The organism is Phytoactinopolyspora mesophila (assembly GCF_010122465.1).
Classification (GTDB): Bacteria; Actinomycetota; Actinomycetes; order Jiangellales; family Jiangellaceae; genus Phytoactinopolyspora; species Phytoactinopolyspora mesophila.
The window spans coordinates 47,381-71,116 of sequence record NZ_WLZY01000003.1 but is presented as its reverse complement, the minus strand read 5'-3'; the positions used below and the strand labels follow the sequence as shown (position 1 = coordinate 71,116).

General features: G+C 65.8%; 15 protein-coding genes. 9 read left to right on the top strand and 6 right to left on the bottom strand.

Annotated elements, in window-relative coordinates:
• Positions 1-31: 31 nt before the first annotated feature.
• Complete coding sequence (locus F7O44_RS10165) at positions 32-1,294, bottom strand: nucleotide sugar dehydrogenase (RefSeq protein ID WP_162450147.1); 1,263 nt, start codon at positions 1,292-1,294, stop codon at positions 32-34.
• Positions 1,295-1,421: 127 nt separating this feature from the next.
• Positions 1,422-3,671 carry an acetate--CoA ligase family protein gene (locus tag F7O44_RS10160; RefSeq protein ID WP_162450146.1) on the bottom strand — a complete coding sequence of 750 codons (2,250 nt, stop codon included), beginning with the start codon at positions 3,669-3,671 and terminating at the stop codon, positions 1,422-1,424.
• A gap of 258 nt (positions 3,672-3,929) precedes the next feature.
• On the opposite strand from F7O44_RS10160, the gene F7O44_RS10155 reads away from it, so the two are divergent.
• From F7O44_RS10155 to F7O44_RS10115, 9 genes are all read left to right on the top strand, one after another.
• Positions 3,930-5,531 (top strand): asparagine synthase-related protein, encoded by a 1,602-nt coding sequence (locus tag F7O44_RS10155; RefSeq protein WP_162450145.1) that lies wholly within the window; start codon positions 3,930-3,932, stop codon positions 5,529-5,531.
• A gap of 3 nt (positions 5,532-5,534) precedes the next feature.
• The gene (locus F7O44_RS10150; protein WP_162450144.1) at positions 5,535-6,053 is read left to right on the top strand and encodes a hypothetical protein; all 519 of its coding nucleotides are present in this window, start codon (positions 5,535-5,537) and stop codon (positions 6,051-6,053) included.
• A 28-nt stretch (positions 6,054-6,081) separates the two neighbouring features.
• Entirely contained in the window at positions 6,082-8,364 is a 2,283-nt protein-coding gene (locus F7O44_RS10145; protein ID WP_162450143.1) for a glycosyltransferase, read from the top strand.
• Positions 8,365-8,398: 34 nt separating this feature from the next.
• A complete protein-coding gene (locus F7O44_RS10140; protein WP_162450142.1) occupies positions 8,399-9,595 on the top strand; it encodes a sugar-transfer associated ATP-grasp domain-containing protein in 1,197 nt (398 codons plus the stop codon).
• A gap of 80 nt (positions 9,596-9,675) precedes the next feature.
• Positions 9,676-10,377: a cysteate racemase gene (gene cuyB / locus F7O44_RS10135; protein WP_162450141.1), complete on the top strand. Its 702-nt coding sequence runs from the start codon at positions 9,676-9,678 to the stop codon at positions 10,375-10,377.
• Positions 10,378-10,531: 154 nt separating this feature from the next.
• Complete coding sequence (locus tag F7O44_RS10130; protein ID WP_162450140.1) at positions 10,532-13,114, top strand: acylphosphatase; 2,583 nt, start codon at positions 10,532-10,534, stop codon at positions 13,112-13,114.
• Positions 13,104-14,330 (top strand): ATP-binding protein, encoded by a 1,227-nt coding sequence (locus F7O44_RS10125; protein ID WP_162450139.1) that lies wholly within the window; start codon positions 13,104-13,106, stop codon positions 14,328-14,330. The genes F7O44_RS10130 and F7O44_RS10125 overlap by 11 nt, the downstream gene beginning before the upstream one ends.
• A 357-nt stretch (positions 14,331-14,687) precedes the next feature.
• Positions 14,688-14,858: a hypothetical protein gene (locus tag F7O44_RS10120; RefSeq protein ID WP_162450138.1), complete on the top strand. Its 171-nt coding sequence runs from the start codon at positions 14,688-14,690 to the stop codon at positions 14,856-14,858.
• Positions 14,833-15,813, top strand: coding sequence for an ATP-binding protein (locus tag F7O44_RS10115; RefSeq protein ID WP_162450137.1), 981 nt, complete (start codon positions 14,833-14,835; stop codon positions 15,811-15,813). Before F7O44_RS10120 ends, F7O44_RS10115 begins: the two co-directional genes overlap by 26 nt.
• A gap of 153 nt (positions 15,814-15,966) precedes the next feature.
• Here the strand turns inward: F7O44_RS10115 and F7O44_RS10110 are convergent, their stop codons facing one another.
• The 4 genes from F7O44_RS10110 to F7O44_RS10095 all read right to left on the bottom strand — a co-directional run bounded on the left by F7O44_RS10110 (position 15,967) and on the right by F7O44_RS10095 (position 23,465).
• Complete coding sequence (locus tag F7O44_RS10110; protein ID WP_222851238.1) at positions 15,967-16,956, bottom strand: hypothetical protein; 990 nt, start codon at positions 16,954-16,956, stop codon at positions 15,967-15,969.
• Between the two features lie 149 nt (positions 16,957-17,105).
• Positions 17,106-20,150 (bottom strand): CapA family protein, encoded by a 3,045-nt coding sequence (locus F7O44_RS10105; RefSeq protein ID WP_162450135.1) that lies wholly within the window; start codon positions 20,148-20,150, stop codon positions 17,106-17,108.
• On the bottom strand, positions 20,147-22,282 hold the full coding sequence (locus F7O44_RS10100) for an acylphosphatase (RefSeq protein ID WP_162450134.1): 2,136 nt from the start codon (positions 22,280-22,282) through the stop codon (positions 20,147-20,149). Before F7O44_RS10100 ends, F7O44_RS10105 begins: the two co-directional genes overlap by 4 nt.
• Before the next feature lies 1 nt (position 22,283).
• Complete coding sequence (locus F7O44_RS10095) at positions 22,284-23,465, bottom strand: hypothetical protein (protein WP_162450133.1); 1,182 nt, start codon at positions 23,463-23,465, stop codon at positions 22,284-22,286.
• Between the last annotated feature and the right edge of the window lie 271 nt (positions 23,466-23,736).

The window sequence follows — 23,736 nt, the reverse complement described above, 5'->3', positions numbered from 1 at the left end:
ACCCTACCCTGCGCCGAACCCAGAAGGTGGACTACAGATGCTCGACGGTGGCGGACGGCGGCGTGATGCCGCGGGTGTCGAACACTTTGGCCGCCTTTTTGGCGATCATCTCGCCCTCGTATTCGCTGTGCCCCTGCAGGATGACGACGATGTCGGCGGCGGCCAGCGTCGCATCGAGGTCCGGCACCCGGTCCAAGGCCATCCCGTCGAGATACCAGACCGGCACATGGGGATCGTGGAACACGACGTTGGCGCCCAGTGACATCAGCCGCCGCGCGACCGGAACGGCTGGCGACTCGCGCTGGTCGGCGATGTTCTGTTTGTACGTGACACCAAGCAACAGGACGGTCGCGCCGTTGAGTGCCTTGCGTTCCTGGTTGAGCAGGTTCTGGATTCGCTGGGCGATGTATCCCGGCATCGTGGCGTTGATTTCCTGGGCTAGTTCGACGAACCGGAACGGGTAGCCCAACCGGGCCCGCACATTGTGGCTGAGGTAATTCGGGTCGATGGGTATGCAGTGTCCGCCGACGCCGGGACCGGGGTAGAACGCTTTGAAGCCGAACGGCTTCGTGGCGGCCAGCCGGATCACGTCCCACAGGTCGATGTCCAGCTCGTGGCAGAACCGGGCCATCTCGTTGACCAGCGCGATGTTGACATGCCGGTAGGTGTTCTCGAGGAGTTTGGCGGTCTCGGCCTCCCTCGTGCCACGTGCCTCCACGACGGTGTCGACGAAGCGCCGGTAGAGTTCGGCGGCCTTGGCCGTACATGCCGGGGTGTGCCCGCCCACCACCTTGGGGGTATTGCGCAGGCCGTACGTGGGGTTGCCGGGGTCGATGCGTTCTGGAGAGAACGCCAGATGGAAGTCCTGGCCGGCGACGAGCCCGCCGCGTTCGAGGATGGGGCGGACTACCTCGTCGGTGGTCCCCGGGTAGGTGGTGGACTCCAGGACTACCAGCATGCCTGGGCGAAGGTGTGCGGCGATGGTCTCCGATGCGCTGGTGACCGCGGCCAGGTCGGGGCCGCCTTCGTCAGACAGCGGCGTCGGCACGCAGATGACGATGGTGGAGGCGGTGGCAAGGCCGGCGGGATCGGTCGTTGCCTCGAAACCGGCGGCGACCATCTCCGCGACGTCCTCATCGTTGAGATCGTCGACATGGGAACGGCCCTGGTTGAGGCCGGCGACGATATCCGGGGCAACGTCGAGCCCCAGCACCTTCAGTCCAGCCCGGCTTGCCTCCTGCGCCAGCGGCAACCCGACGTAGCCGAGCCCGATGACGGCGAGCTCTGCGGCCATATCTGCCTCCTCGTGAGTTGGATCGTCACCGGCGGCGGGACGATCGCGCCGTCCACTATGCCTGACTATCCGAACGTGACGAAGTCTGACCCGTCAGGTAAGTGTGCGCGTGATGGGTGTCAGGTTTCTAGCGCGTCGGCCCATCAGAGGTGTCCGGTGAGAAACGATAGCGCTGGCCAGCGGCCAGGGCCGCTGCGGCGGCCGGGTAAATCTCACCCACGTCGCCCACCCATGGGAACGCGAACTGGGCGAGTTCAGGATCAGGGTCGATCTCCCACACCACCCACGCTGGGCTGCCCGCATCTGAGCCGGGCCGACGCGCAAAGGTGATGCTGACGATGGGCAACGCGCCGATCAGTTGCAGCAGCGTGCCGGCTATCGCGGCGAGTTCCGGATAGGGACATCCGGGAACACCTACCGTGTCTGGGCCGAGCGACATCAATGGTGAGCGCGCCAGCCCGATCACCTCGCCCGCGCCGGGGATGTCGGCTCGGCTCAGCTGCTTTCGAGCCAGGCGCTCGTCACTGAGCAACGAGTCCTTGATCGGAGCGTGCCGGAGGTACGGGTGGTTTGTGCGCGCGGCCACCTTCCGGTCGATCAGCACACCCAGCGGCGTCGAGCCGTCACCAAGCACGCTGGGTGGATTGAGCAGGACCGATGCGGAAGGCGCTCCGTTGATCATCAAGACGCTCATGGCCGACCCGGTAGGCACTTGCTCCAGGAAGACATGAGTGACGCCGGCGGGTAGCTCGGACCAGACCCGCTCGAGCCTCGAAGGGGTTTCCACCCGGAAGCTCTGTCTCTGGCTGTCGATGCGGGGGCGTGGCCGGAGCCGCCACGGCCCAGGGGTGCCGGCAATCAGACTCTTGGCTGCCGGCAGCTCATCCAGGGCGAATCGTTTCCGGGCCAGGCCGGGTAAGCCGGCGATGCTGAGGAGCGATCGCAGCGCAGCGGGATTGCTGGAAAGCACCGTGGCGAAGATGGTGCGTCCACTGCGCTCGAACACGACCTCGCGATCATGTTCCACGGCGTGGACCAGCTTGCCCTGGAACGAGACGTTGTCGAACCCGGCTTGTTCGAGAGCCTGCCCGAGGTAGTGCTGGTCGAGCCGTCGCGGGCTCCGGTGGGCTTCGGTGGGGTATTCATTCGAGGGCTCTGCGGGCCCGGCGGCAGCCAGTGCTTCGAGCAACTCGATCGAGGTGGCGTCATCGTCGGTTGGTGGTCCGGGTACGGCGCGGGGCGGTTCGGTTGCCAGCCGGCGCGGCTCGGCCTGGAGTTGCTCGCTAGCCCGGAAGAAGTACCCCTCGACCGTTTCGTCGCCAGTGGGGCTGGGGGTTCCGAACAACGGGTAGATGTGGATGGGCATCTCGTTGTTGAGATTCATCTCACAAACGATGCATGACTGCGCATCTGGTGGGGCGTCGAATCGTTCAAGCAGGATGTCGACCCCAGCGTGGTATGCGCTCTCGATGCACGATGCCGCCCGTTCAGCCAGCCGCAGGATCTCCGGGTGGACGACGTCCATGATCTCGTAGCTGTCGCCACCGGACGACAGATTGGCTTTGTAGTGCAGGAAGACTCGCTGACCCGCTTCGGGCACGCTGTCCGGGGTGAGCCCGCGCAGCGCGAGATGGTGTTCGGTGAAAGGTGAGATGGTGATGGGGCAATGGCGAAGGTATGCGTTGCCGGCTCGCACGTCGTTCTTCTGATCGGCCAGCTCTCGGATCGTCGACACGCCGTCGCCTAGCACGTTGGCGGGGACGCGGAGCATCGCGGCCACCGCGCGGCCGGCGACGGTCATCACCCGCAGGTCGATCGAGGAGATCATCTCCTCGACCAGTAGCCGGTTGGTGCGCTCGAAGGCTTCTCCAGCAGCGGTCTTGAGCTCGCCTTCGTCCTGCACGTTGACGGTCACGCCGCGGCCATGGCTGCCCGAGATCGGCTTGACCACGACGGGCGGACCGATCCGGTGAAAGGCGGCGAGAGCGTCGTCGACACTGGTGGCGACCTCACCCCGGGCCAGTGGGATGCCGTTCTCGGCCAGGATCCGTTTGGTGAGCAGCTTGTTGTTGGTGGCTGCCCGGTCGAGCGCGGTGAGCGGCGAGCTCATGTTCTGGAAGAAGCCGACAGCGAGTGAGTCGCTTCTGATGATCTGCATCTGCCGGGTGAGACGCTGCACCTCCAGGCCGCGGCGCCGGGCGGAGTCGGCGATCAGCGCGGCATCGAGTTCGCGTTTGGCGACCTTGTGATCGAGTTCATACGCTCGTGGCTCGAGGTGGCGGAGCTGATGAAGCGCGGCACCGATCAGGACTTCGAATTCCGGAGGCCGGGTTGAGTCTTCGGTTTGCACGGAGCTGGACTCTTCGTGGTGTGTCATGAATTCGCTGCTTAATTGTTGTCTAGACGAGATCTTCATGTGACATTACATCCCCGTTAGATGGGAAAACCACGTCACCCATTTGAGAGTTGTCCGCTTTGTCCGACTATGCGGCCCGGAGTCGGCCCGATTGGCTGCCGTCGCGAGCGAATGCGCGGCGGGAGGAGGCAGGATGGAGCCATGCAGGGCGACCGATCCAGACGCACACTCGGCATGTGCGGACGTGTAGGACCAGGTGACAGAAGCCGCGTCGACGCCATGTCGGACGTCTTGGGTGGTGTCCGTGGGCTCATCGACCAGCCTGGCGCTGCGTTGCGCGCGGATGCGGGCTCGGTGCGGTGGGCTGCGCCGGACACCGATGCGAACCAGCACACCGGCGTTTCGTGGTCTCCCACACCGCTGCCAGCCAGCTTGCCTCCGGACGACTCCCGGATAGCCCGGGAGCACGACGCGTTCTCGCTTGTGGTCGACAGCCGTGCCGCCCGCCTCCACAGTGGGATATCGGGTGCCGTGCCGATCTACATGGATGCCGGCTCCGCGCCGGACAAAGATCCCCATGTGCACTTCTGCTCCCGGATCGAGCCTCTGGCTCGCACCCAGGCCGGCGGAGCCCGGCCCGACTGGGACGCCTGGGCGCACATTCTCGCGGCGGGCGGCCCGTTGGGGGGCCGGACGGTTTTCGCCGGCATTCACCGGATGCAGCCTTGGAGCCGGATCACTGTGACGCCGGGCTCGGCTCCAGAGGTGAATTCGACGGGCTGGCCGTGGTTGGACGTCGACGCCGTATCCGGCGCCTCGGTCGATACCGTGCGGGATGCTCTGGCCGAGACGGTATCCGCACTCGGCATGCGGCAAGGCCTGACCTGTCTGCTCAGCGGCGGCTGGGACTCGCGGGTGCTCACGGCGATCGCGTCCGGGCTGGTGCCGGAGCAGCTGACCGCGTGGACCACCTCGTCCGATACCGGGACGGTCATGGAAGAGCTGGTGGCTGCCAAAGTTGCGGGGATGCTGGGGATCCAGCATGAGATCGTGCCGCCGGTCCGGGACGACTTCGGCGCTGACCTCGAACATTTCGCTCGGTCGGTCGACTACCAGACGTCCTTTCACGTGTGGCTGGTGCCGTTGGCGCGGGCGCTGGCCGGAACGTCGCGCACGGTGCTCGACGGTCTTGGCGGCGGGCTGTTCGTCGGGGGCGCTTTCCCGGACGAGGACTCCGAACGCCCGATTCTCGACCGCCGGTTCGATCGGCTGGCCAGGTACCTGCACGGTGCGGAAGAAATCTTGGATGCGCGTGTGGTCGAGCAGCTCCGGGAACGCACCAGGGCAAGTTTCGACACCGTCGCCGCGCCGTTGGTGAACCACCCCTTCGGCAGCACGTTCACCGCGTACCTGACTCGCACGTTGCCCGGGATCAGCCTGGCACCCTACGGGCTGCTGAGTTCGGCCACACCAGTGGCGACCCCGTTCCTCGACGACGCCGTGGTCCGGGCCGCGCTGGCCATTCCGGCCGAGCAGCATGCCGACGGCCGCCTCTACCCGGAGCTGCTCCGGCCGTTCGCGCCGCAACTGGCTGACCTGCCCACGGCGCTTGAGCTCACCCCGCAAGAACGCCCGCACCAACGACGCGTCTCGTCGGCAGAAGCCGCGCGGGTCCTGCGCGACATCGTGACTCGTGAACCCGTGCGGCAGCTGCTCTCGCCCGAGCTCGTTGTCGCCGATCTCGATATCTGGAGGAAGTACTTGAACCTCACTCGCCCGCAGCATTTGATCCGGGGGCTGGCGACCCTGTCGCTCTGGCTCGATCATTACGAGGACGTGCTCGACGGTTCGGGCATCGACGCCCTACTGGGGCGTGGGTGAGACGTGTTGGGCAAGAAGTATGTGGTTCTCGGCCACGAATCCACTCAGAAGGGTGCCGGATCGGAGGCGGCAATCAGCTCCGCCGCGGCGGAGCTGGTATTGATCGTCGGAAAGGAAGCTGGTGGACCGGACCAGCTGGCCGGTGGTCTCGTCGACGTGCTCGTCGAATGCGAGCGGCGCGGCACCGCCTCGGTCCTGCTGGCCGGAGCTGCCGACGATCTCGATACACCAGTGGCTGCCGTCTGTCGATATGTCGTGACTGACCAGCCCGACGTAGGCGAGGAGGCCAGGCGGCGCTTCGGAGCTGAACGGGTCCGGGTGGTCGCCTCGGTGGGCACCGACCAGATAAAAGCCTGGATCTCGGAGTTACTCGCAGCCGCCGGCCGTCCCGCACCAATCCGGGCCCGGCTCGGTGGGCGTGGCGACCGGATCATGCCGATGCGGGCGCTATATGGAAAGATTCGCGGTCGGAACACCAGGTCGCGCGGTGCGGGGCGCGAGACCTCTCAAACTCCTGACTGAAGGTCGCGTCCACGTAGCAGAAGGTCTCATGACAAGCAGAACGACGAGATTCGACATCCTGATGGCCACTGACGGCCGCTTCCCCGGCGGGACCACGTCGAGTGTGGTCGAAGAGATCGAGGCACAACACCGAGCCGGATACCGGACCGGCCTCCTGCACTTGCCGTCGCCGGTGCTGGGCAAAGCTCGCCCGTTTGCCCCCAAGGTGCGTAAGGCACTGGATGAGGGCAAGGCCGAGCTGGTGCTCGGCGCTGACCGGGTGGAGGCTGGGCTCCTGCTGGCCAGACATCCCACCATCTTCACCGACCCACCGCATGGGTTGCCGCAGCTCGACGCGGAGCACGTGATCCTTGCCGTCAACCAGGTCGCGTCAGACGACCGGGGAGTACAGCCGTACTACGACGTCCGTCATGTCCACCGTCAGATCGAACGTCTCATGGGCAAGGAAGCCACGTGGGCGCCGATCGGGCCCCGGGTGCGTCAGTCGCTGGAGTCGCACGCGGGCTGGCTGCCGATGCTGCCCTGGGACTGGGAGAACGTGATCGACGTCGCTGCTTCGCAGGTGAAGCGGACTGGCTTCGTGTCCGACCGTCCGGTGATCGGGCGGCACAGCCGCGGACACTGGACAAAATGGCCGGACAACAAGTCCGACATCCTGGCGGCGTACCCGCACGATCCGCGGTACTCCGTGCGGATCCTCGGCGGCACCGACGCGCCGGCGCAGATCCTCGACCGGATTCCGGCCAACTGGGTGGACCTGCCGTTCAACTCGGTGCCGGTCCGTGACTTTCTGGCCACGATCGACTTCTTCGTCTACTTTCACCATCCCGGCCTGGTCGAGGCGTTCGGGAGAGTCGTGCTCGAGGCGTTGTCGGCCGGGGCCGTAGCCATAGTGCCGCCATATCTGGAGCCGTTGTTCGGCGGCGCATGTCTGTACGGATCCCCGGCCGACGTGCGGCGATACGTCGACGACCTGTACGGCAACTGGGATGCCTTCGCCGCGCGATCCCAGGCCGGAGTGGAGCTGGCCCAGAAGCGGTTCAGCTACGAGACGCACATCGAGCGGGTCGAGAAGCTCATCGGCGCTCCCGAGGGCGCAACGGGCTCACCGCGTGCCTCTGCTACCCGCCGCCGCACGGCTCGATCCGCAGCCTCGTCCGAGAAGCCCAAGGAGCAGCGTCGGCCGAGGGTGAATCATGCCGATGGGCCGCGCACACTGGTCATCGACGTTCGGTGGGACACCACCGGTGGCTCGGTGTTGCCGAGTGTTGTTGGGCACGTCACCGGGGAGGGGCCGTGTGCGGTGGTGGTGCCGGCGTGGCGAGCCGCCGAGGTGGCACATGTCCCAACCGTCGCCAAGCCGGGCCGGGCCGCGGGAGCCGTTGAGCGGCGCGAAGTCTTGGTGGAGACCTTCCCGTGGGGCTTGGCCGAGCTTTCCGCCGCGGAGCGGCGGCGGTACCTGGCACTGCGCCTGGACGGACTCGTGGCTACGCACCGGCCGTCGCGGATCGTCGTCGTCGACGGTGGCGGGCCGGACGCCAAGGTGGTCACCGGTTCGGTGAAGGACGTGAGCATCGAACGTGTCCGTGTGCATCGTGGTTCGCCGTCAGTATCCGACCGGCCGGCTCCGGTGACCACCGAGGACGATACGACCGACGCCGAACCACCCGCCTGGCCGCTCCCGGAGGGTTGGACCGTGACCTTCCGGGCGCCGGGGCGACCCGCGACCGCTCCGCAGCGCGGCCGGATGGCCAGGCTCCGCCGGAAGGCTCCGACGCGGCTGCGGCATGCGGCGCGGCGGACGATGAGTTCGTTGCGGCGTGGCCGGGTCAAGATGCTCGAGCGGGTGGCGCCGTCGTCGGGATTGATGCTGTTCGAGGTGAGCGATGCCGATCTGACGTTGCCGGCGCGGGCGCCGATCACCCATCCGGCGCCGGACCGGCTGCCGGTCGCGCTGCTCATCGTCACCGGCGAAGAGGTGGACCCCGCTGCCACGCTGCGGGCGGTCGTCGAACGTGCCCAGATGTCGGCCGCGTTCCGTCCGGCCGTGTTGGCTCCGCCGTCGTGGGTGGACGAAGCGGTGGAGTTCGGGGTCACTCTGGAGACGTTGGTCCCTGAATCCGGCTGGAACGCGCTCTACGGAGAAGGATGGCAGGATTATCTGCGTCGCCGGGTTGACGAGACCTGCCGGGTCATCCACCCGATCACGGTGGTGTACATCGACCGTACGATCGAACCAGCGGGACAGGCGGGCGCGTCGGCCGCGGTTCTCGACGTCCTGGAAATGGCCCGGACGCGACGACGCGCATGAAATCACACACACGGGGACGCGTTGAGGTAGGACGATGAACAGAGTTGGCACGGGGCTCACATGGGCGCGTGGACGGGCTCGCGTTGCTGCGCGCCGGGTTCGCAAGCTGCCGAAACGGACTCGGCACCGGTACCGCGCCGGGCGGATGCGCTGGACCGCGATCCGCAAGCTGATCAAGAAGGAGCGGGAGTGGGACGCGCCGTTGCGGCTACGACGGCCCCGGTGGTGGCTGAAGGGCTTCCTGTCCCGGAGCGCGGTCCTGTACGACCTTGGTCACAACGATCCCGCTGAGTATGTGTCCGATCTGCAGCGCGTGTACCGCACCAAGCGGATGGTGCACGAGCGGCTTCAGGACGTCATCAACAACAAGCTCACCACTCATCTGCTGCTGGGCACCATGGACATCCGTTCCGCGGAGTTGCTCGGGGTGTACTGGCGACGGGCGGTGCATCGGTTCCCAGGTGAGGAGCGGGTTGAACTACCCGAGTATCTGGACCGGCTCCGGGTCGCGCAACAGGTGTTCTTCAAGGTTCTCTCCGGTGCGGAGGGGAAGAACATCTTCGCGGTGAAACGGCTTTCCGAGCACCGCTGGACCGTCAACGGCGAAGAAAAGGATCTCGATCAGGTCATCGAGGTGTTCTACGCGCAGAATCGCCCGCTGATCGTGGAAGAGGGCCTGGAGCAGCACCCGAAGCAGAGCGCCCTCTACCCGCATGCGGTCAACACCATCCGGGCGCTGACCATGATCGACATCAACGACGATCACCGACCGTTCATCGCCATGGCGGTCCAGCGGATCGGCACAGATCGCTCGCAACCCGCGGACAACTGGAGCCGCGGCGGCCTGAGCGCACAGGTCGACCTGGACACCGGTCAGCTGGGTCGCGCGACCCGCCTGCCCGAGCGCGACACGGTTGAGTGGTTCGACTCGCACCCCGATACCGGGGCGCCGATCACCGGTGTCGAGGTGCCGTACTGGGCCGAGATCCGTGACCTGGTCCTGCACTCCGCGCGGGTGCTGTCCTTCATGGAGTACATCGGCTGGGACATCGTCGTGACGCCCGAGGGTCCCGTGGTGCTGGAGGCGAACATCAACACGGGGATGAACGTCCTCCAGGCCCATCAGCCGCTGTTCGCCGATCGCCGGGCACGTGCCTACTATGCCGAGCGCGGAGTCACCACCGATCTCGCTTCGGAGCCGCCGGCGGTCGAAATCGACGAGCCGATCTGAGTGGAGATCTCCCCACAAGGCTGACAGCCGGGGCAAATCGGCCATGATCAACGCGGTGTACGTACGGTAGCCTTCGAGGAATGATGTCGCCGCTGCTCGGAGTGCTGGGCGGGATGGGTCCCGCCGCAACCGCAGACTTTCTCGCCAAGCTCGCCGCCCATACGCCGGCTACTCGTGATCAAGAGCACATCGCGACCATCGTGTACTCCGACCCCACTACTCCGGACCGCTCCGATGCCATCCTCGCCGACGGTGAAGATCCGTTGCCGGCGATGTTCCGGGGCATCGCTTTCCTCGACGAGGCTGGCTGCGACCTCATCGCCATCCCGTGTAATACGGCGCACCACTGGTATGACGATCTCGCCGCGGCCACCACTGTCCCGGTGGTGCACATCGTCGACGCCGTGGCCGCTCAGGTCGAACGCGACGCTCCCGATGCCACCACATTGGGCCTGATGGCCACCGACGGCACGGTCCGGTCCGGCATCTACGAGAAGGTCCTGGCTCAATCCGGCAAGCGAGTCATCGACCTGACCGACCTCGGCCCGGACAATCCGGTCATGGCCGGCATCAGGGCGGTGAAGGCGGGTTCGCTGGACGGCGCCCGGGACATACTGAGCAACGCTGCCCGAGAGCTGCTCGGGCGGGGCGCGGACGGAATCATCTACGGGTGTACCGATGTGTCTGCTGTGTTGGGCCTCCCGCCTGATGGGATCGACGCGCCCGCCTGGGATGCCGCGGAGGCGCTGGCAATCGCGTGCGTCAATCGGATACGCGGGTGAACACCAGCGATTTCTGCCTCTGCGGTCCGGGTGATGGGCGGGACGTGACGCGCGGCTACCAGCGCCCGTACAATCGGCAGGCGCACGCGGCCGTGCACATCCGTTAACGCGAATCCGGTCGCAACATCCTAGGAGTCACGAGAGGCAACGGGGCATGGACCAATCCGGGCGGGCGCTAACCGTCGACCGCGTTCACGCGATCGCGTACCGCACTCCCAACGGTGGCAACGGGCAGGCCAAGCAGTCAAGGGGAAACTACCTCGTCAAGCTGGAGGCCACTGCCGGAGAGGGTGTCCGGTTCATCGGACTCGGCGAGGCCCAGCCGCGCGGCGGCGACACCGGAGATCGCGGTAGCGCCTCGTGGGACTTCCTCCTCGAGGCCGTCAAGACGCTCGAGGGCCGCCGGTTCGTTCTCACCGGTCGCGACGCTGCCGTAGCCGCCGTCCAAGAGGTGATGGCCGAGTTGCGCGCCGCCGCGCTGGAGGCCACGCCGGCCCGCCCGCGCCCGACCTCGCTGAAGAAGGCGGTCAAGGGCTGGGCTCGGCAACTGGCCGGCCGGGCCGGGCGCATCGACGATGCCATCCCATTCCGGGGCACGCTGATCGGCATCGAGACCGCTCTGCTCGACATCGTCGCCCGCGGCCTCGACCTTTCTGTCGCCGAACTCCTGGGGCTGCGCGCCGGCAAGGTCTCCGGCTTGGTGGCCTTGACCGGCGGCTCTGGCGTGGAGAAGAACCTCGCTTTGCTCACCGAGGCCGCGGCGTCGCAATCGGGTGACGGCGACGAGCCCTTGTGGATCGACCTTCGGGGGTCGTTGAGCCCGCCCGACGCCGCCGACCTCATCGAGCAGGTGGTCCGGGCGATCTCCGCGGAGCAGCTGCCGCGACAGGTGATCCTGGAGCAGCCGGTGCGGCCCCGTAACCGGCAACAACTACCCGACCTGCAGCGTAAGGCTGCTGCAGCAGCGGCAGCCTCTCCGCGCGCCGGTGTCGATGTCCGGGTCGTGGCCGGCAGCAGCGTGTGGAGCCGGCAGGGCCTGGACCGGCTGATCGCACGCGGCGGCAGTGGAGCGTTGAACATTCGGCCGGCGGCCGCCGGCGGCCTGCTGGCAAGCATCGAGCTGGCCGAGGTCGCGCTGGCCGCCAACCCGGACATTCAGATCTACTTGAGCCATTCCGAAGGCATCGGCGAGGTCGCCGCCGCCGCGCTGCGCAATCTGGCGGTGGCGCTGCCCCGGCTCGACTACATCCAGATAGATGACGAGCCGGAGGAGGTCACCGCGCCGCAGGGGCCCGGGCTAGGCGCACTCATGCCGTACGAGACGATCGTCGATCGAATCACCGACTACGTCACTGTGCCAACGCCGGTGGAGCTCACCGGGGCGGCAGGGGAGACACCCAACGTCTACGACGAAGTCCCGTACCTGCAGCCTCTCGGGCCCAATGGCACCAAAGGGCACCTGCTGGAACGTGAGGCGCTGGCGCTCGGGTTGTCCACCACGCGCTTCTCCAAGGGTGCGTTCGTGGCCTCCGACGGCATACATGACCAGCTGGTCTTCAAGTGGAGCCGCTCGCCGCTGTCGAGCGCGGTGTCGCTCGCCTTGTGCACCCACAAAGAGGCCACCCGGATGCGGCTGAATCGAGCTGGCGTACCGGTGCCCAAGGGCCGCACGTTCGCCAACCGCGACTACGATTCCGCGCGCGTGTATGCCGAGCGGATCGGCTATCCCGTCGTGGTGAAGCCGGCCATGGGGGTGCGTGGTATCGGCGTCGTCGCCAACATCCAGGACGAGAACGAGCTCGATCTCGCGTTCCAGCAGCTGGAGGACAGCAAGCTCGGGAACCAAGACTTCATCGTCGAGCAGCATGTGACCGGCCGGGACTACCGGATCGTGGTGGTCGGCGACGAGGTCATCGCCGCGATTCTTCGTGAGCCCGCTTCGGTGGTCGGCGACGGAAAGAACTCGGTCGCCGAGCTACTGATCCGCAAGAACCTCGCGCGCCGGCTCAACCCGCATCTGTGGGGCCGCCCGATCAAGTACGACGATGCCGCTCGATATCAGCTGGAGCGTGCCGGTCTGACCCTCGAGTCGGTACCGGAGCCGGGCCAGCAGGTGCTGCTCTCCAACACCTGCAGCTTGTCGCAGGGTGGCGATTCGATCGACGTGCTGGACGAGATGCACCCGTCCATCAAGGAAGCCTGTGTCAAAGCTGTGCGGGCCATTCCCGGGCTGGCGTTCTGTGGTGTCGACTTCCTGCTCGAAGACCACACGAAACCCATCGACGAGCAACAAGCCGGTATCTGCGAGCTGAACGCACATGCCGCGATCGGCAACTGTGAGTATCCGCTCTACGGTTCGCCCCGCCAGGTGGCGCGGACGTTCATGCAGGAGTGTGTCCGCCAGTTCAATCTGGATGCGCACGAACAGCGGGCGGAACAGCTGGCGCTCAAGCTCACCATCAGAGGCCGGGTCACCGGGGTCGGCTACCGGGTCTGGATGCAGCGCAGAGCGGAGACCTTCGGAGTCACCGGCTGGGTGCGCAACGTCAACGACCGCACGGTCGAGGCGGTGCTGGTGGGCGCGACGCCGGCTGCCAGCGCGCTGGCAGCTGCCGCCGTGCTTGGCCCGAAGAACGCGCTTCCCACGTCGGTGTCCACGGTCCACGTCCAGCCACCGGATGTGAACAGTTTTGAGATCGTCGATCGCACACCACAGGAGCTAGTCCATGTCGGTTGAGTCTGCCCAGGTGCCCACCGGTCTCGGGGTCGAGCACCTGACTCCCGAGGTCCGCGACGGTTACGAGGTGCATCAGGCGGCCCTGCGTCGTGGCCTGAACGTGGTGCTCTATCCCCGGCAGGTGCTTATGGTCAGCACCCCGGACGAGACTCGTGAGCTGGCCTTCATCCACGGCATTCCGCGGAGTACGACGCTCGGGTCGGTCACCTATGCGCAGGACAAGCGGATGCGCCGGGCGCTGCTGGAGCGCGCCGAGCTGCCGCTGCCGAGGGGCGCCACCTTCTCGGTGGGGCGCGGCATCAAAGATGCCAAGAGCTTCGCCGAGCGTGTCGGCTACCCAGTGGTGGTCAAGCCCGCGATGGGCGACAACGCCATCGAGACGTTTCCGGACGTGGAGAACGAGGAGCAGCTCGACGCCGCTATCGATTATCTCCGTACACCACCCACTGAGCGGGCAACGTTCACCCGTGCAGCCTACGCGCTGACCGAACTACGCGAGCCGGGGGAAGAGGAAGGGCGCGTCGTCGTCCCGCCCGGTTACCGTTTCCTCGTCGAAGAACGCGTCCGTGGTGAGTATCTGCGCTTCCTCGTCGTCGGCGGCCTGGTGCGCTCCGTCGTGCATTGTTCTGGGCCGCCCGGCTCGGACTCAGGTGGTGAAGGACGTGACATTCTCGGCGAGACCCACCCGACCTTGCAACAGCTGGCGATCGACGCCGTTCACGCGTTGCCAGGGTTGACCGTCGCGGCCGTCGACATCGTGGCTAGTGATCATCGGCGCCCGGCAAGCGGGCAGGACGCCTGGGTGGTCGAGTTCTCCGAGCGACCCGGCCTTGCCGTTCAGGGCGACGTCTCCGACGAGCTCAGCCAGCAGATGGGCGATGTCATCCTGAGCCACCACGCGCGTGAAGACGACATCGACCTTGCCGAACTCCAGGATCAGGTCGCTGTCGACTTTCGTGCCGAGGCGATTCCCGACCTGGACGGGGCCGTATCGGCCCTGGTCCAGGCCGCCCAGCAGCTAGAACTGAGCGGCTACATCGGTGTCACGGACCGGATCGAGGGCGTCGCCGAAGGAGTTCTCCAGGGCCCCGCAGCCCACATCGCCTGGCTGGCCGAGGCGATGCTCGATGGCAGGCTCGATGGTCACCGGGCCATGCTGGTCGAAGAGCGGCACCGGGCGCCGGAGGCGCTGGACGGTATGACTGTGCGCACCTGAGCAGTTCTTTTGAAAGGACTCGGCGTGCCGGTGGACCGGCTTGCCACATCCCGAGGCTTGCCCCACCACGGGTCGCGATGACAGCCGATACCGGCGTCGGTATTGAGTTCGATCATGCCGTGGCCGCCTGAGTGGGCGTTCTTCATCGCGTCGGAGTTTGGGCTCTACTGCCGTGAAGGTGGATGGCGGCTGGTGTGGTAGGGCAGATTGAGGGTGATGGGTCTGCCAGCGGTGTCCAGGTCGCCGGCGAACTCGGCGCGTAAGGCTTCTTTGAACTGGTAGGCGCGCCAGCGGGTCGTACGGCCTTGATGTGGGCAAGATGCCTCCTCGGAACGGGCAGCAGGTATGGTTTGCAGCATGGCTTCCGACTCCACGCCTGAGGTGCGGCGCGCTTTTGCGCTTCGCTCCGAGGGTGCCGCCGAAGACGCGACGATTGGTCTCCTGTGCGAGGGCCTAGACCGCACAACACCAGCGCAGTTGGTGAAAACGGCTGAGCATCGCCATGACGATGAAGACGACGAGTTCTGACAACGCGAGGCCCCCGGCAGACGCCGTGGAGCCCGGCACCTATTACGAACTCTCCACACACCTGTTAGCGCTCGAGGTGATACGCCGGGGGTATCAACCTCGCTGGCTGCGGAAAGCTCTTTTCGTCGTGGAGATCGACGGGCGCGTGTACGGGTGGAACATGACTCGCTGCACCATCACCAGCACGGTCGGATTCGACATGACAGGCCGCAAGGACTATACGCGCGATCTGCTGAGGCGAGCCGGCTTGACGGTCGCCGTCGGCGGCACGTTTGATGATGCTGAGTACGACAAGGCACTCACTCGCGTCAGGCGGATCGGATGGCCAGTCGTGGTGAAGCCAGCCGGGCGCGGTAGTGGGCGAGGCGTCACGGTCGGCGTCACCGACGAAGCCGCCTTTCGGGATGCGTGGACCATCGCGGCCGGCGGCAGAGTGGTCGTGGAACGGCAGGCAGCCGGCACGGAGGCGAGGTTCCTCACAGTGGGTGGTCGATGCGTGGCTGTCGCCGGGCGGATCCCGGCTCACGTTGTGGGCGACGGATCCTCGATGTTGCGGCAACTGGTCGCCGCGAAGAACGAGTTCCGCCAGGATAACCCCCACCTACGGCGACACGTCGTTCCCCTGCGGGGGGACCCGGAGCATGTCCCAGCCCCCGGCGAACGGCTTGTGATGGACGACCGTGGCGGTTTCTCCACCGGAGCCGACAGCGTAGACCTGACGGACGTTGTGCATCCAACGTATCTCGAGGTAGCCGGCCAGGCCGAGCTGGCGTTCCCGCAACTCGGCGTGGCTGGCGTGGATATCATCGCCACCGACTACCGGCAACCGGCGTCGCCAGATAACCACATCATTCTCGAGGTCAATTCCCGGCCGGCGATCGGGGCGCATCACTTCCCGTGGGAAGGCAAACCGCGCGACGTCGCCAGGGCGATAGTTGACGCGTGCCTCGTCTAGAGGCCGCGTTTTCGTGACGCTTTAGCGGATCACGTTGATGTAGACGGGTCCGCTGGTGACGTGGCCTTCGAGTTGGCGTGGGTGTAGTTGTATCGGGCGACGCTCGTGATGTCGTGGCCGCCGAAGTCCCAGAATACCCAGTCCACCGATCCGTCACTCGACGAACATGGCATCGAGGATCCGATCAGCAACGTCCCGGGGTTGTCCGGTCCACGGATAGTGGTGCATAGAGATCATCGGTGCGGTGTTGACCTCGATTATGGACGGCCCGCTGGACTCCGATCCGCGGGGTAACAGGACGTCGAACCCGGCGATGCGCAGACCTGGGATGGCGCGAGCAGCTTGGCGAACGATCTCAGCCTCGTCCGGTCGGAGATCGTCGGTGGCGTCAACGGCGTCGCCGCCGGTGGAGACGTTCGATGTGGCCCGAAGTGCCACATGTACTCCAGACTCGGGCACCGATGTTGATGTCAAGCCTTGCCTGGTCATCTGTTCGATGGCGACTGCGTCGAGCTTCAACAACTTGTGTACCGGATTGCCGCTGGATTCGCGCTGTTGGTTCTTCAGTGCGACGAGTCCCTCGATCGTGGTGATTCCGTCTCCAACGACGTGCGCGGGAAGCCGTTTGGTTGCGGCGGCGATTTCACCATCAATAGTCGTGATCCGATGCTCGACTCCTCTGCCGAGGACCTCGATCAGTGCCCCGCCTGATCTCCGTACAACTACGTTGAATGCTCCTTCGAACGCCCCACGGTCCTTGATGTCTACGTGAACGGCGTCGCCTTTGCTGAGGTCACTGGGTTTGACCACCACAGGTAGCACCGGCTCGGCCCATGCCCAGGCGCGCTCGATGTCGTCGGCGCCGAAATAGGCGTTCTCTGGAGCCGGGAGGCCACGGGCACGGAGAAGCCGGCTTGTGATCTCCTTCTGGGTGGCGCATCGGGTGACCAGCCGGTGATTTAGGTTTGACCATCCGTTGTGGAAGAGCCACTTTCGGCGGCCTTTCCGCAGTTGAACCCGTCCTTTGCGGTCAGGGCGCACGGTGACACCGCGGTCAAGCGCACGGGAGATGACCAAGGCGTTGTTCACTCTCCCCCGAAAGCCGTGCTCTTTCATGTAAGCCAGAGCTGACTCAAGATCCATTGCCGTCCCCCTCAGAACGGTGAAACGAAGTAAGAGTGTTATTCGTGTATTGCGGCCCGCACGATCGCGCCGTCGCCCCTTCAAACAGGGCGAAGGTACGTATCGACGGGTAGATGATGCGCTCCCGCAATGTTCCTTGTTGCTGCGGACTAGTCTGTAGACCCGTTCACCTCCCGGAGGTGGAGGTCGACGATCGCGCTTGCCACGTCCCGCGGCCGACCCTCATCCGGGAAGTGGTACGGCAAGAGATCCGGCCGGGTCTGGACGGCTGTGACCACGTGGTTGCCAGACTCTGCTGGAGCATTGATGTCCCGCGCAACGATGATGACCTCGGCCACATCGAGACCGGGAAACGCGGCCGTGGCGCGGGACACGATCTCATCGAAGGACGGATGCGCCTGGTCGGTCAGGTCGACGAACCGCCCGTCTTCGGTCATGCCTACCGCCACGCATCGGCCACCCACGACGAGGAATCGTGCTGCGACGCCGTCGAAATCCTGAGTGAGGAGGACGCGACGACTGCTGGCGAGGGGCGTTGTCTGTTCCCAGGCGCGGTCGAAATCGCCAGCCTCGCGGATGCCGTTGATGGCCCCCTTGCCGCCACTGGCGACCGGTGTGATGGTCACGGTGCCGAGCGAGGCGGCGATCTCGCGAGCAGCGTCGGCCTCGGTGATGTCGAAGGCGCGGCCTGAAGGTGTGCTCAGACCGGCTTCGGTAAGCAACCGCCAGGACAAGTCCGGCTGTGCCGCCGCCCTTATGCCGGCCCGGCCTGTGCGATGGGTCAGCGTTCCCCAATACCCGAGACGTCGTCCGTTGTGTTCTGCGATGAGGAAACCCGAGTCGAGTCTGGAGTTCGTGACACCGCGGCGGGTCAACTCCATCTCGAGCATGGTGTTGCCTGAGCCAGATGAGCGCCGGGTGGCGGCGGCTGCGCCGCCGATCCTAGCCGAAGGCGCCGTGGTCGGCCGCCGGGCGGCCGCTGCGAGATGCAATTCGACGATCGCCGCAGCGGCGTCTCTCGGGATGCCGTGTACCGGGAAGTGGTGTGAGCCGATCCCGGGTCGGTTGTTGATCTCACAGACGATGTAGTTCTCGTCGGCGGCAGGTTGGGCGAAATCGTGGGCGATGATGTCGACGCCGGCGACGTCGAGCCCGGGAAAAGCGGCTGCTGCACGTACGGCAACGTCCAGGAACGAAGGATGAACGTCCTCGGTGATGTCGACGCTCTCGGCGCCTGTGGAGATGTTGCCCTTGAGGTCGAGCTGGATCCGAGCCCCCGCCGACGGCACACTGGTCAAGTCGTAGCCCTGCTCACGGAGCACATCCAGGCGGTGGTCGTCGATCTCGATCAATCTCTTCCGAAGGTTCGGGTTCTTGGCGCGCTCAACGTTCTTGAACCTGATCAGGTCGGTGATGTTGGTGTGGCCGTCGCCGTCGACGTAAGGGGCAACTCGCCTGATCGCGGCGATGCAACGTTCACCGACCACCAGGAACCGTCCCTCGGTGCCCATGAACTGCTCTTCGACCAGTACGCCTCGTCGAGTATTGCCGGCGGCGCTGTTCCAAGCCCGATCGAACTCCGCCGGCCCGGTCACGCCGACGGTGACGCCTCGGCCCATGTTGCCATCAACAGGCTTGACGACGACTTGGGTGAGGTCCGCAGCGAGCTGGGCTGCCTCGGCTCGGCCGTTCTCGGGATCGAACGCGGCCCCCCGGGCAATGGTCAGTCCTGCGTCGGTCAACAGCTTGCGCGTGAGATCTTTTCGCTTTGCCGCACGAACCCCAGCGGCACCTGTCGCATGAGAGTCGGTGGCGATATAGCCCAACCTGATGCCGTCGGCATCGGCCATGATGTAGTTGCGGGCCAGCCATTGGACATCAAAGCCACGCTGCTGAAGTTCACCGGCGATGAGTTGCGTACTAATGTCGCGAGTGGAGTCGATCCGGACGGTGTGAGGGGCGGAGAGGTTGGGCTCTGGGTCAGCGGGACTCGCCTGTTCAGCCCCTGAAGCGGAACCCAGCGGTGGTGCTCCCGGGGCTGGTAGGTGCGCAGCTAGATGATGGCCGTGTTCATCTTCGGCGGCCCAGAAACTGCTACGGAACGCTTCCTGCGCATTCGTCTGGCCGATGAGCAATGTGTGGATCTCACCGAACTGTGCACTGTCGACTGGCCGCGGCTGATAACCAGTACGACGGTTGTCGGTGACGATCGGGTAGAGCCTGAGCGTGCGCTGATCATGAGTGACGCTCAGGCGTGCCATGAGGCTGTACGGGTGGACGCCGAGCTTGGCGTAGCGACCCGGGCTATTGAAAAGGAAGTTGCCGATGCCATGGAACACCCAGCGGCCGCCGATGAGCTCGATCTCCTGGAGCATGTGGCTGCCGTGCCCGACGATCAAGTCGGCGCCTGCCGAGATCAATTCTCGCGCGCTGTCTGCTTGACGTTCTGAACGCCATTGGTAGTCGCGGCGCCAGTGCGGGGCGACGACGATGAACTCGTCGGGATACTGTTCGCGAATCGAGTTGATGCGGCGGCTCAGCGCACTGATAGACAACGACGCCGAACCTGGTTGGTCGGCGGTGGCGTAGGCCTTCAAGACGTCTCGGAACTGCCGGCCGCCTCGGAAGACGCTGAACATCGACAGCCTGAACGGGTGGGGGCGCCGCGGCTGGTCCGGGTCCAGCAGGTCGGCTTGTACCCGCAGCGGCCGTCGCGCGGCGTTCAGGTCACGGCCGGCGCCGGCCGTGAGGACGCCGTTCGTCTCGAGGGCGGACAGGGTATCGAGCAGTCCCGGAACGCCGAAGTCGTGAGTGTGATTGTTGGCCAGGGTGACGGCTTGGATGTTGTGTTTCAGCAGGTGCTGGATGGTGAGTCCAGGATCTCCGTAGTGCAGGTACGGGCGAATTCCCTGGAACGGTGACTCTCGCCGGTCCGTGAGCGGAGTCTCCAGGTTCGCCACCGCGAGATCGACGTCGGCCAGGAGGGTCCGGACGTGTTCGAAGCCGTGGTTGTACCCGTGTTCGTGCAGGATGTTTGGTCTGCCGCGTTCGGCTCGCTTGTCTTGGTAGCTTTCGCCGAACGCGGTGTCGCCGAGCAGGAGGATGTCAAGATGGCTGACCGGTTTCGGCAGCCGCCACGTGCTGCGCGTGATGTCGATCTGTGGCTGCTGAGGGGAGCCCGTTAGTGGATTCACCGCGAATCTGCCCCGGGGTTCACAGCCTGCACATCTTCAGGAGGATCCTCGGGTTCTTGCGAGCCACCGCGCAGCACCGCCACGGAACGGCGGGCTAAACGTCCTGGCAGCCGACGCGCACGGTCGAGGCTGGCGCCACGCAGGATCCGGAAGCCCGCGTCTTCGAACGGCAGCACATGCGTGGTGGTGACCGACGTCGGCCCGGACTTGCGTGGTCCGAGGATCGCCAGATACACCAGCGCTGAGACCGCGTCGGCCGGGCCGTCCATGAGGATGGTCACCTCTTTGCGGCCGGTGTTCTCGATGTGTCCGGCTACGCCGAAGCGTTCGGCCCGCCGCCGGAACCAGCGGCGGAAGGCGACGCCGGTGACCTTTCCCCGCACAACGGTTCGCACTGACAGGCGATCCGCCTGTGTTTCGGGCAGCGTGATGTCGTAGGCCTTCGCGCATTGCTCGAAGAAGAGCTTGGCGACTGGTGTCGGCGTGCCCCACATCGGGTACTGCGCGCTGCCGATGGCGGCATGTGCGTTCAGCTCGATGACCGTTGCCGATTGTTCGTTGATCGGCTTGCGGTGATCGTCGATCAACATGTCGAGACCGCAGAAGCCCAGGCCAGGTATGGCCTCGACGGCCCGCACCGCGGTTTCGCGGATGGAGGGATGGAGTTCGTGAGCAACCTCGAAACTGTCGCCGCCGGTGGAGAGGTTGGCTGAGTTCGCCAGCGTGACGACCTGTCCGGGTTCGGGAACGGAGGCGAAGGTGAGCCCGGCCTGCGCGAGCTGGTACCTCATGGCGTCGGAGAACTGGATCCGGCGGGAGCGCAGATGCGGATTGAGGGCACGGATCCGGTTCTTGTACTCGATCAGGTCGACGATGGTGTGTACGCCGTCTCCGATGACGGACGCGGGCTCGCGGACCACGGCAGCGACAACCTCGCCGCCGATCACGACGATGCGGTAATCCGATCCGGTCACATGCTGTTCGATGACGAAATCGTCGCTGCCGAGCTGGCTCTTGGCATAGAGGTCGAGCGCCACTACCAGTTCTTCGCGGCTGCGGACATTGGTGACCACGCCGATGCCGCGCAGCCCGGCCACCGGCTTGCAGACAACCGGGTAACCGATGCGGTCGGCGTAGTCGAGGGCCTTGTCGAGCTGGTCAGCTCCGAAGACGCGGCCCCGCGGCACCGGGACATCAACTTGAGCCAGCAATCGGCGGGTGGCTTCTTTGTAGCTGCAGATCGATAGCGAGACCCCGCTGGCGATGGGAGACCGGCCCCACTTGAAGTTCAGCTGGCGCCCGTCTGCGTCGCTGACCAAGAATGTGCCGTTCGGGAAACGGACGCTATTGAGGCCGTAGCGGAGGGCTTCACGCTCGAGCAGGTGTCCCTTGGTGCCGTCTTTCGGCAGCAGGCCGACGTACTCCACGTCGGGAAACGTGTTCGCACTCTGGCCGTCGATGGACGGCTGGGCTGGCGGCGGCGCACACGCGTAACGACCGACGCGATCGACGTGTGTGTCGTAGAACTCCGTGAGCTCGCCTGCATACCAGCTCTGGCGGCCGTTGGTGCCCTGGGTGACGCCGGTGGCCACGGATTCCGCGGCACCGATGAGCGCGGCGCGTAACGCCGCGACCGGTAAGAGCCGGGAGACACGTACCTCGCTGGCGGGGCGGATTCGCCGGCGCCTGACGATGTTGACGCCCATCCGGGCTACCCGCCTCGCGCGACGCCGGATCGGCCGGTGTAGGACACCGGCCGCCTGCGCAGCTCGCGCGGCCGCCTTGATCTCTGTCTCGAGACGGCTGGTGACCGGGTCGAGGACGAGGTCGACACCCCGGACGCCAGCGACCGGTACCGGTCGGCCGACCAGTTCGCCGATCAAGGTTTCTACGGCGGCCCACGCCTCAGCGGTGAAGTGGTGGTTGTCCCGCTCCGGATGGACGTCGACCGTACCGAAAACCGAAATGGTCCGGTTTCCGTCCATGCCCTGCACATGTGCGACGGCTTGCGCGGGCGTTGTCTCGTCACCTGAGGCACGCAGCCGCATGATCCGGATCGCGGTGATCGACAGCTCGCTGTTGCGCGGCCGCCCCGCGGGGGGCGTGGTGGAGTTGGTCTTCTCTACAGTCATCTCAAGCTTCCACGCGAGATTCGATACACGACGAGCGGTCGCCGAGGAGATCCCCGTTCATCAGTGACTCGTTCAGCGCGGCGATAGCCGCCGGGGTCCCATGGCAGGTGCCTGCGACGATTCCTTCGAGGTCATCGGTCACCGCGACCGCCCCATCGACGTCGTAACCGGAAGCCGCGGTGGTGAAACCGGCGGCGACCGCCGCGGCGTCGCGCAGACCCTCGACCCGTATGTCTGTGGTGATCGCCTTGCGCTGCGGAGGAAGAACGAGATTCGCCTGCCCGGCCTGGAAACGAACCAAAGTGTCCCCGATGCGGTCACCGAGTGACTCATCCGCCGTCGCGTAGCTGGCCGCACGTGGGCGCTCGGCCAGCTCGACGATGTGATGTTCCTGGGTGTCAGCCGGGGAAGTGGGATCTTCGAGGATGATGTCTACCGTAGCGGCGGCCAAGCCCGGCACACCACGTACCGCTCGAAGGGCGACCGTGCTGAACGAGGCATCGAGCTGCGCGGACACGTCCCGCACCGGTTCTCCGGTGCGCGGGTCCATCACGACCGAAACCGGGGTTTCGTCGCCGCAAGCGAAGATCCGTACGTACACGCCGCGGAGTTGCCGCTCGATCAGGAACCGCGTGCGTGGAGGCGCGACCTCGTTGCCGTCGTCGTCGATCTGGAATCCGAGCCGGTTGGCGGCGTAACCCGCGAGATCGCGGTTTCGCCCTGGGGAGCGGTCTTCGGGCCTCCGGCGGCGCAAGACCTGGAATGCGGCCATCAGTTCGTCATCCGACGACACGTCGAGAATGGTCTTGGCCGGATTCTCCCCGACCGTCTCTTTGACGACGACGGGATACCCGGGCTCCCGGGCGACCCATTGGGCAGCTCTGTCGATGCTGCGCCAGGTGAACGTCGCTCCTCTCGGTACCGGCAATCCGACGCGTTCCAGCAATGCCCGGCGTAGTCGCCGGTCCTGGGCGTAGGTGACCGCGGACATCGTCGACGCTTCCGGAACGCCATGCGTGAACGAGATCGCAGCCGGAACGGCAGATTTCCGGCCAGCCAGGAGCACCTGGCGAGGCAGGGCCAGCACTGTCAGCCCGTAGGCGAGCGCGGCGCGATGGACCTGGTAGCCGTCATAAATATGAGGGGCTACCGGCGACCGCTGAGAAGCCGCATCGATGGTCATCACGGGTGCATACCCACTCGCACCCGCGTCATGAAAATAGCGTGCACTGCCATTGACGTCCCCTGATTAATGCAGCCCACAAGCTCGGGTGTGCGTACTGTACCGACGACCTGCTCACCCATCAACGAATCTGCTTGCGGCCCGCCCCTCTTATTCGGTTCCCCATGTTAGCCGCATCACACTGTCTGGGGGTTGCTCATTCGAGGAAACTGGCGTCCTCGAGAACCCGGGAGTGCCCCTGCGCCTGAAGCTGAAAGGCTGACCGGGAGCG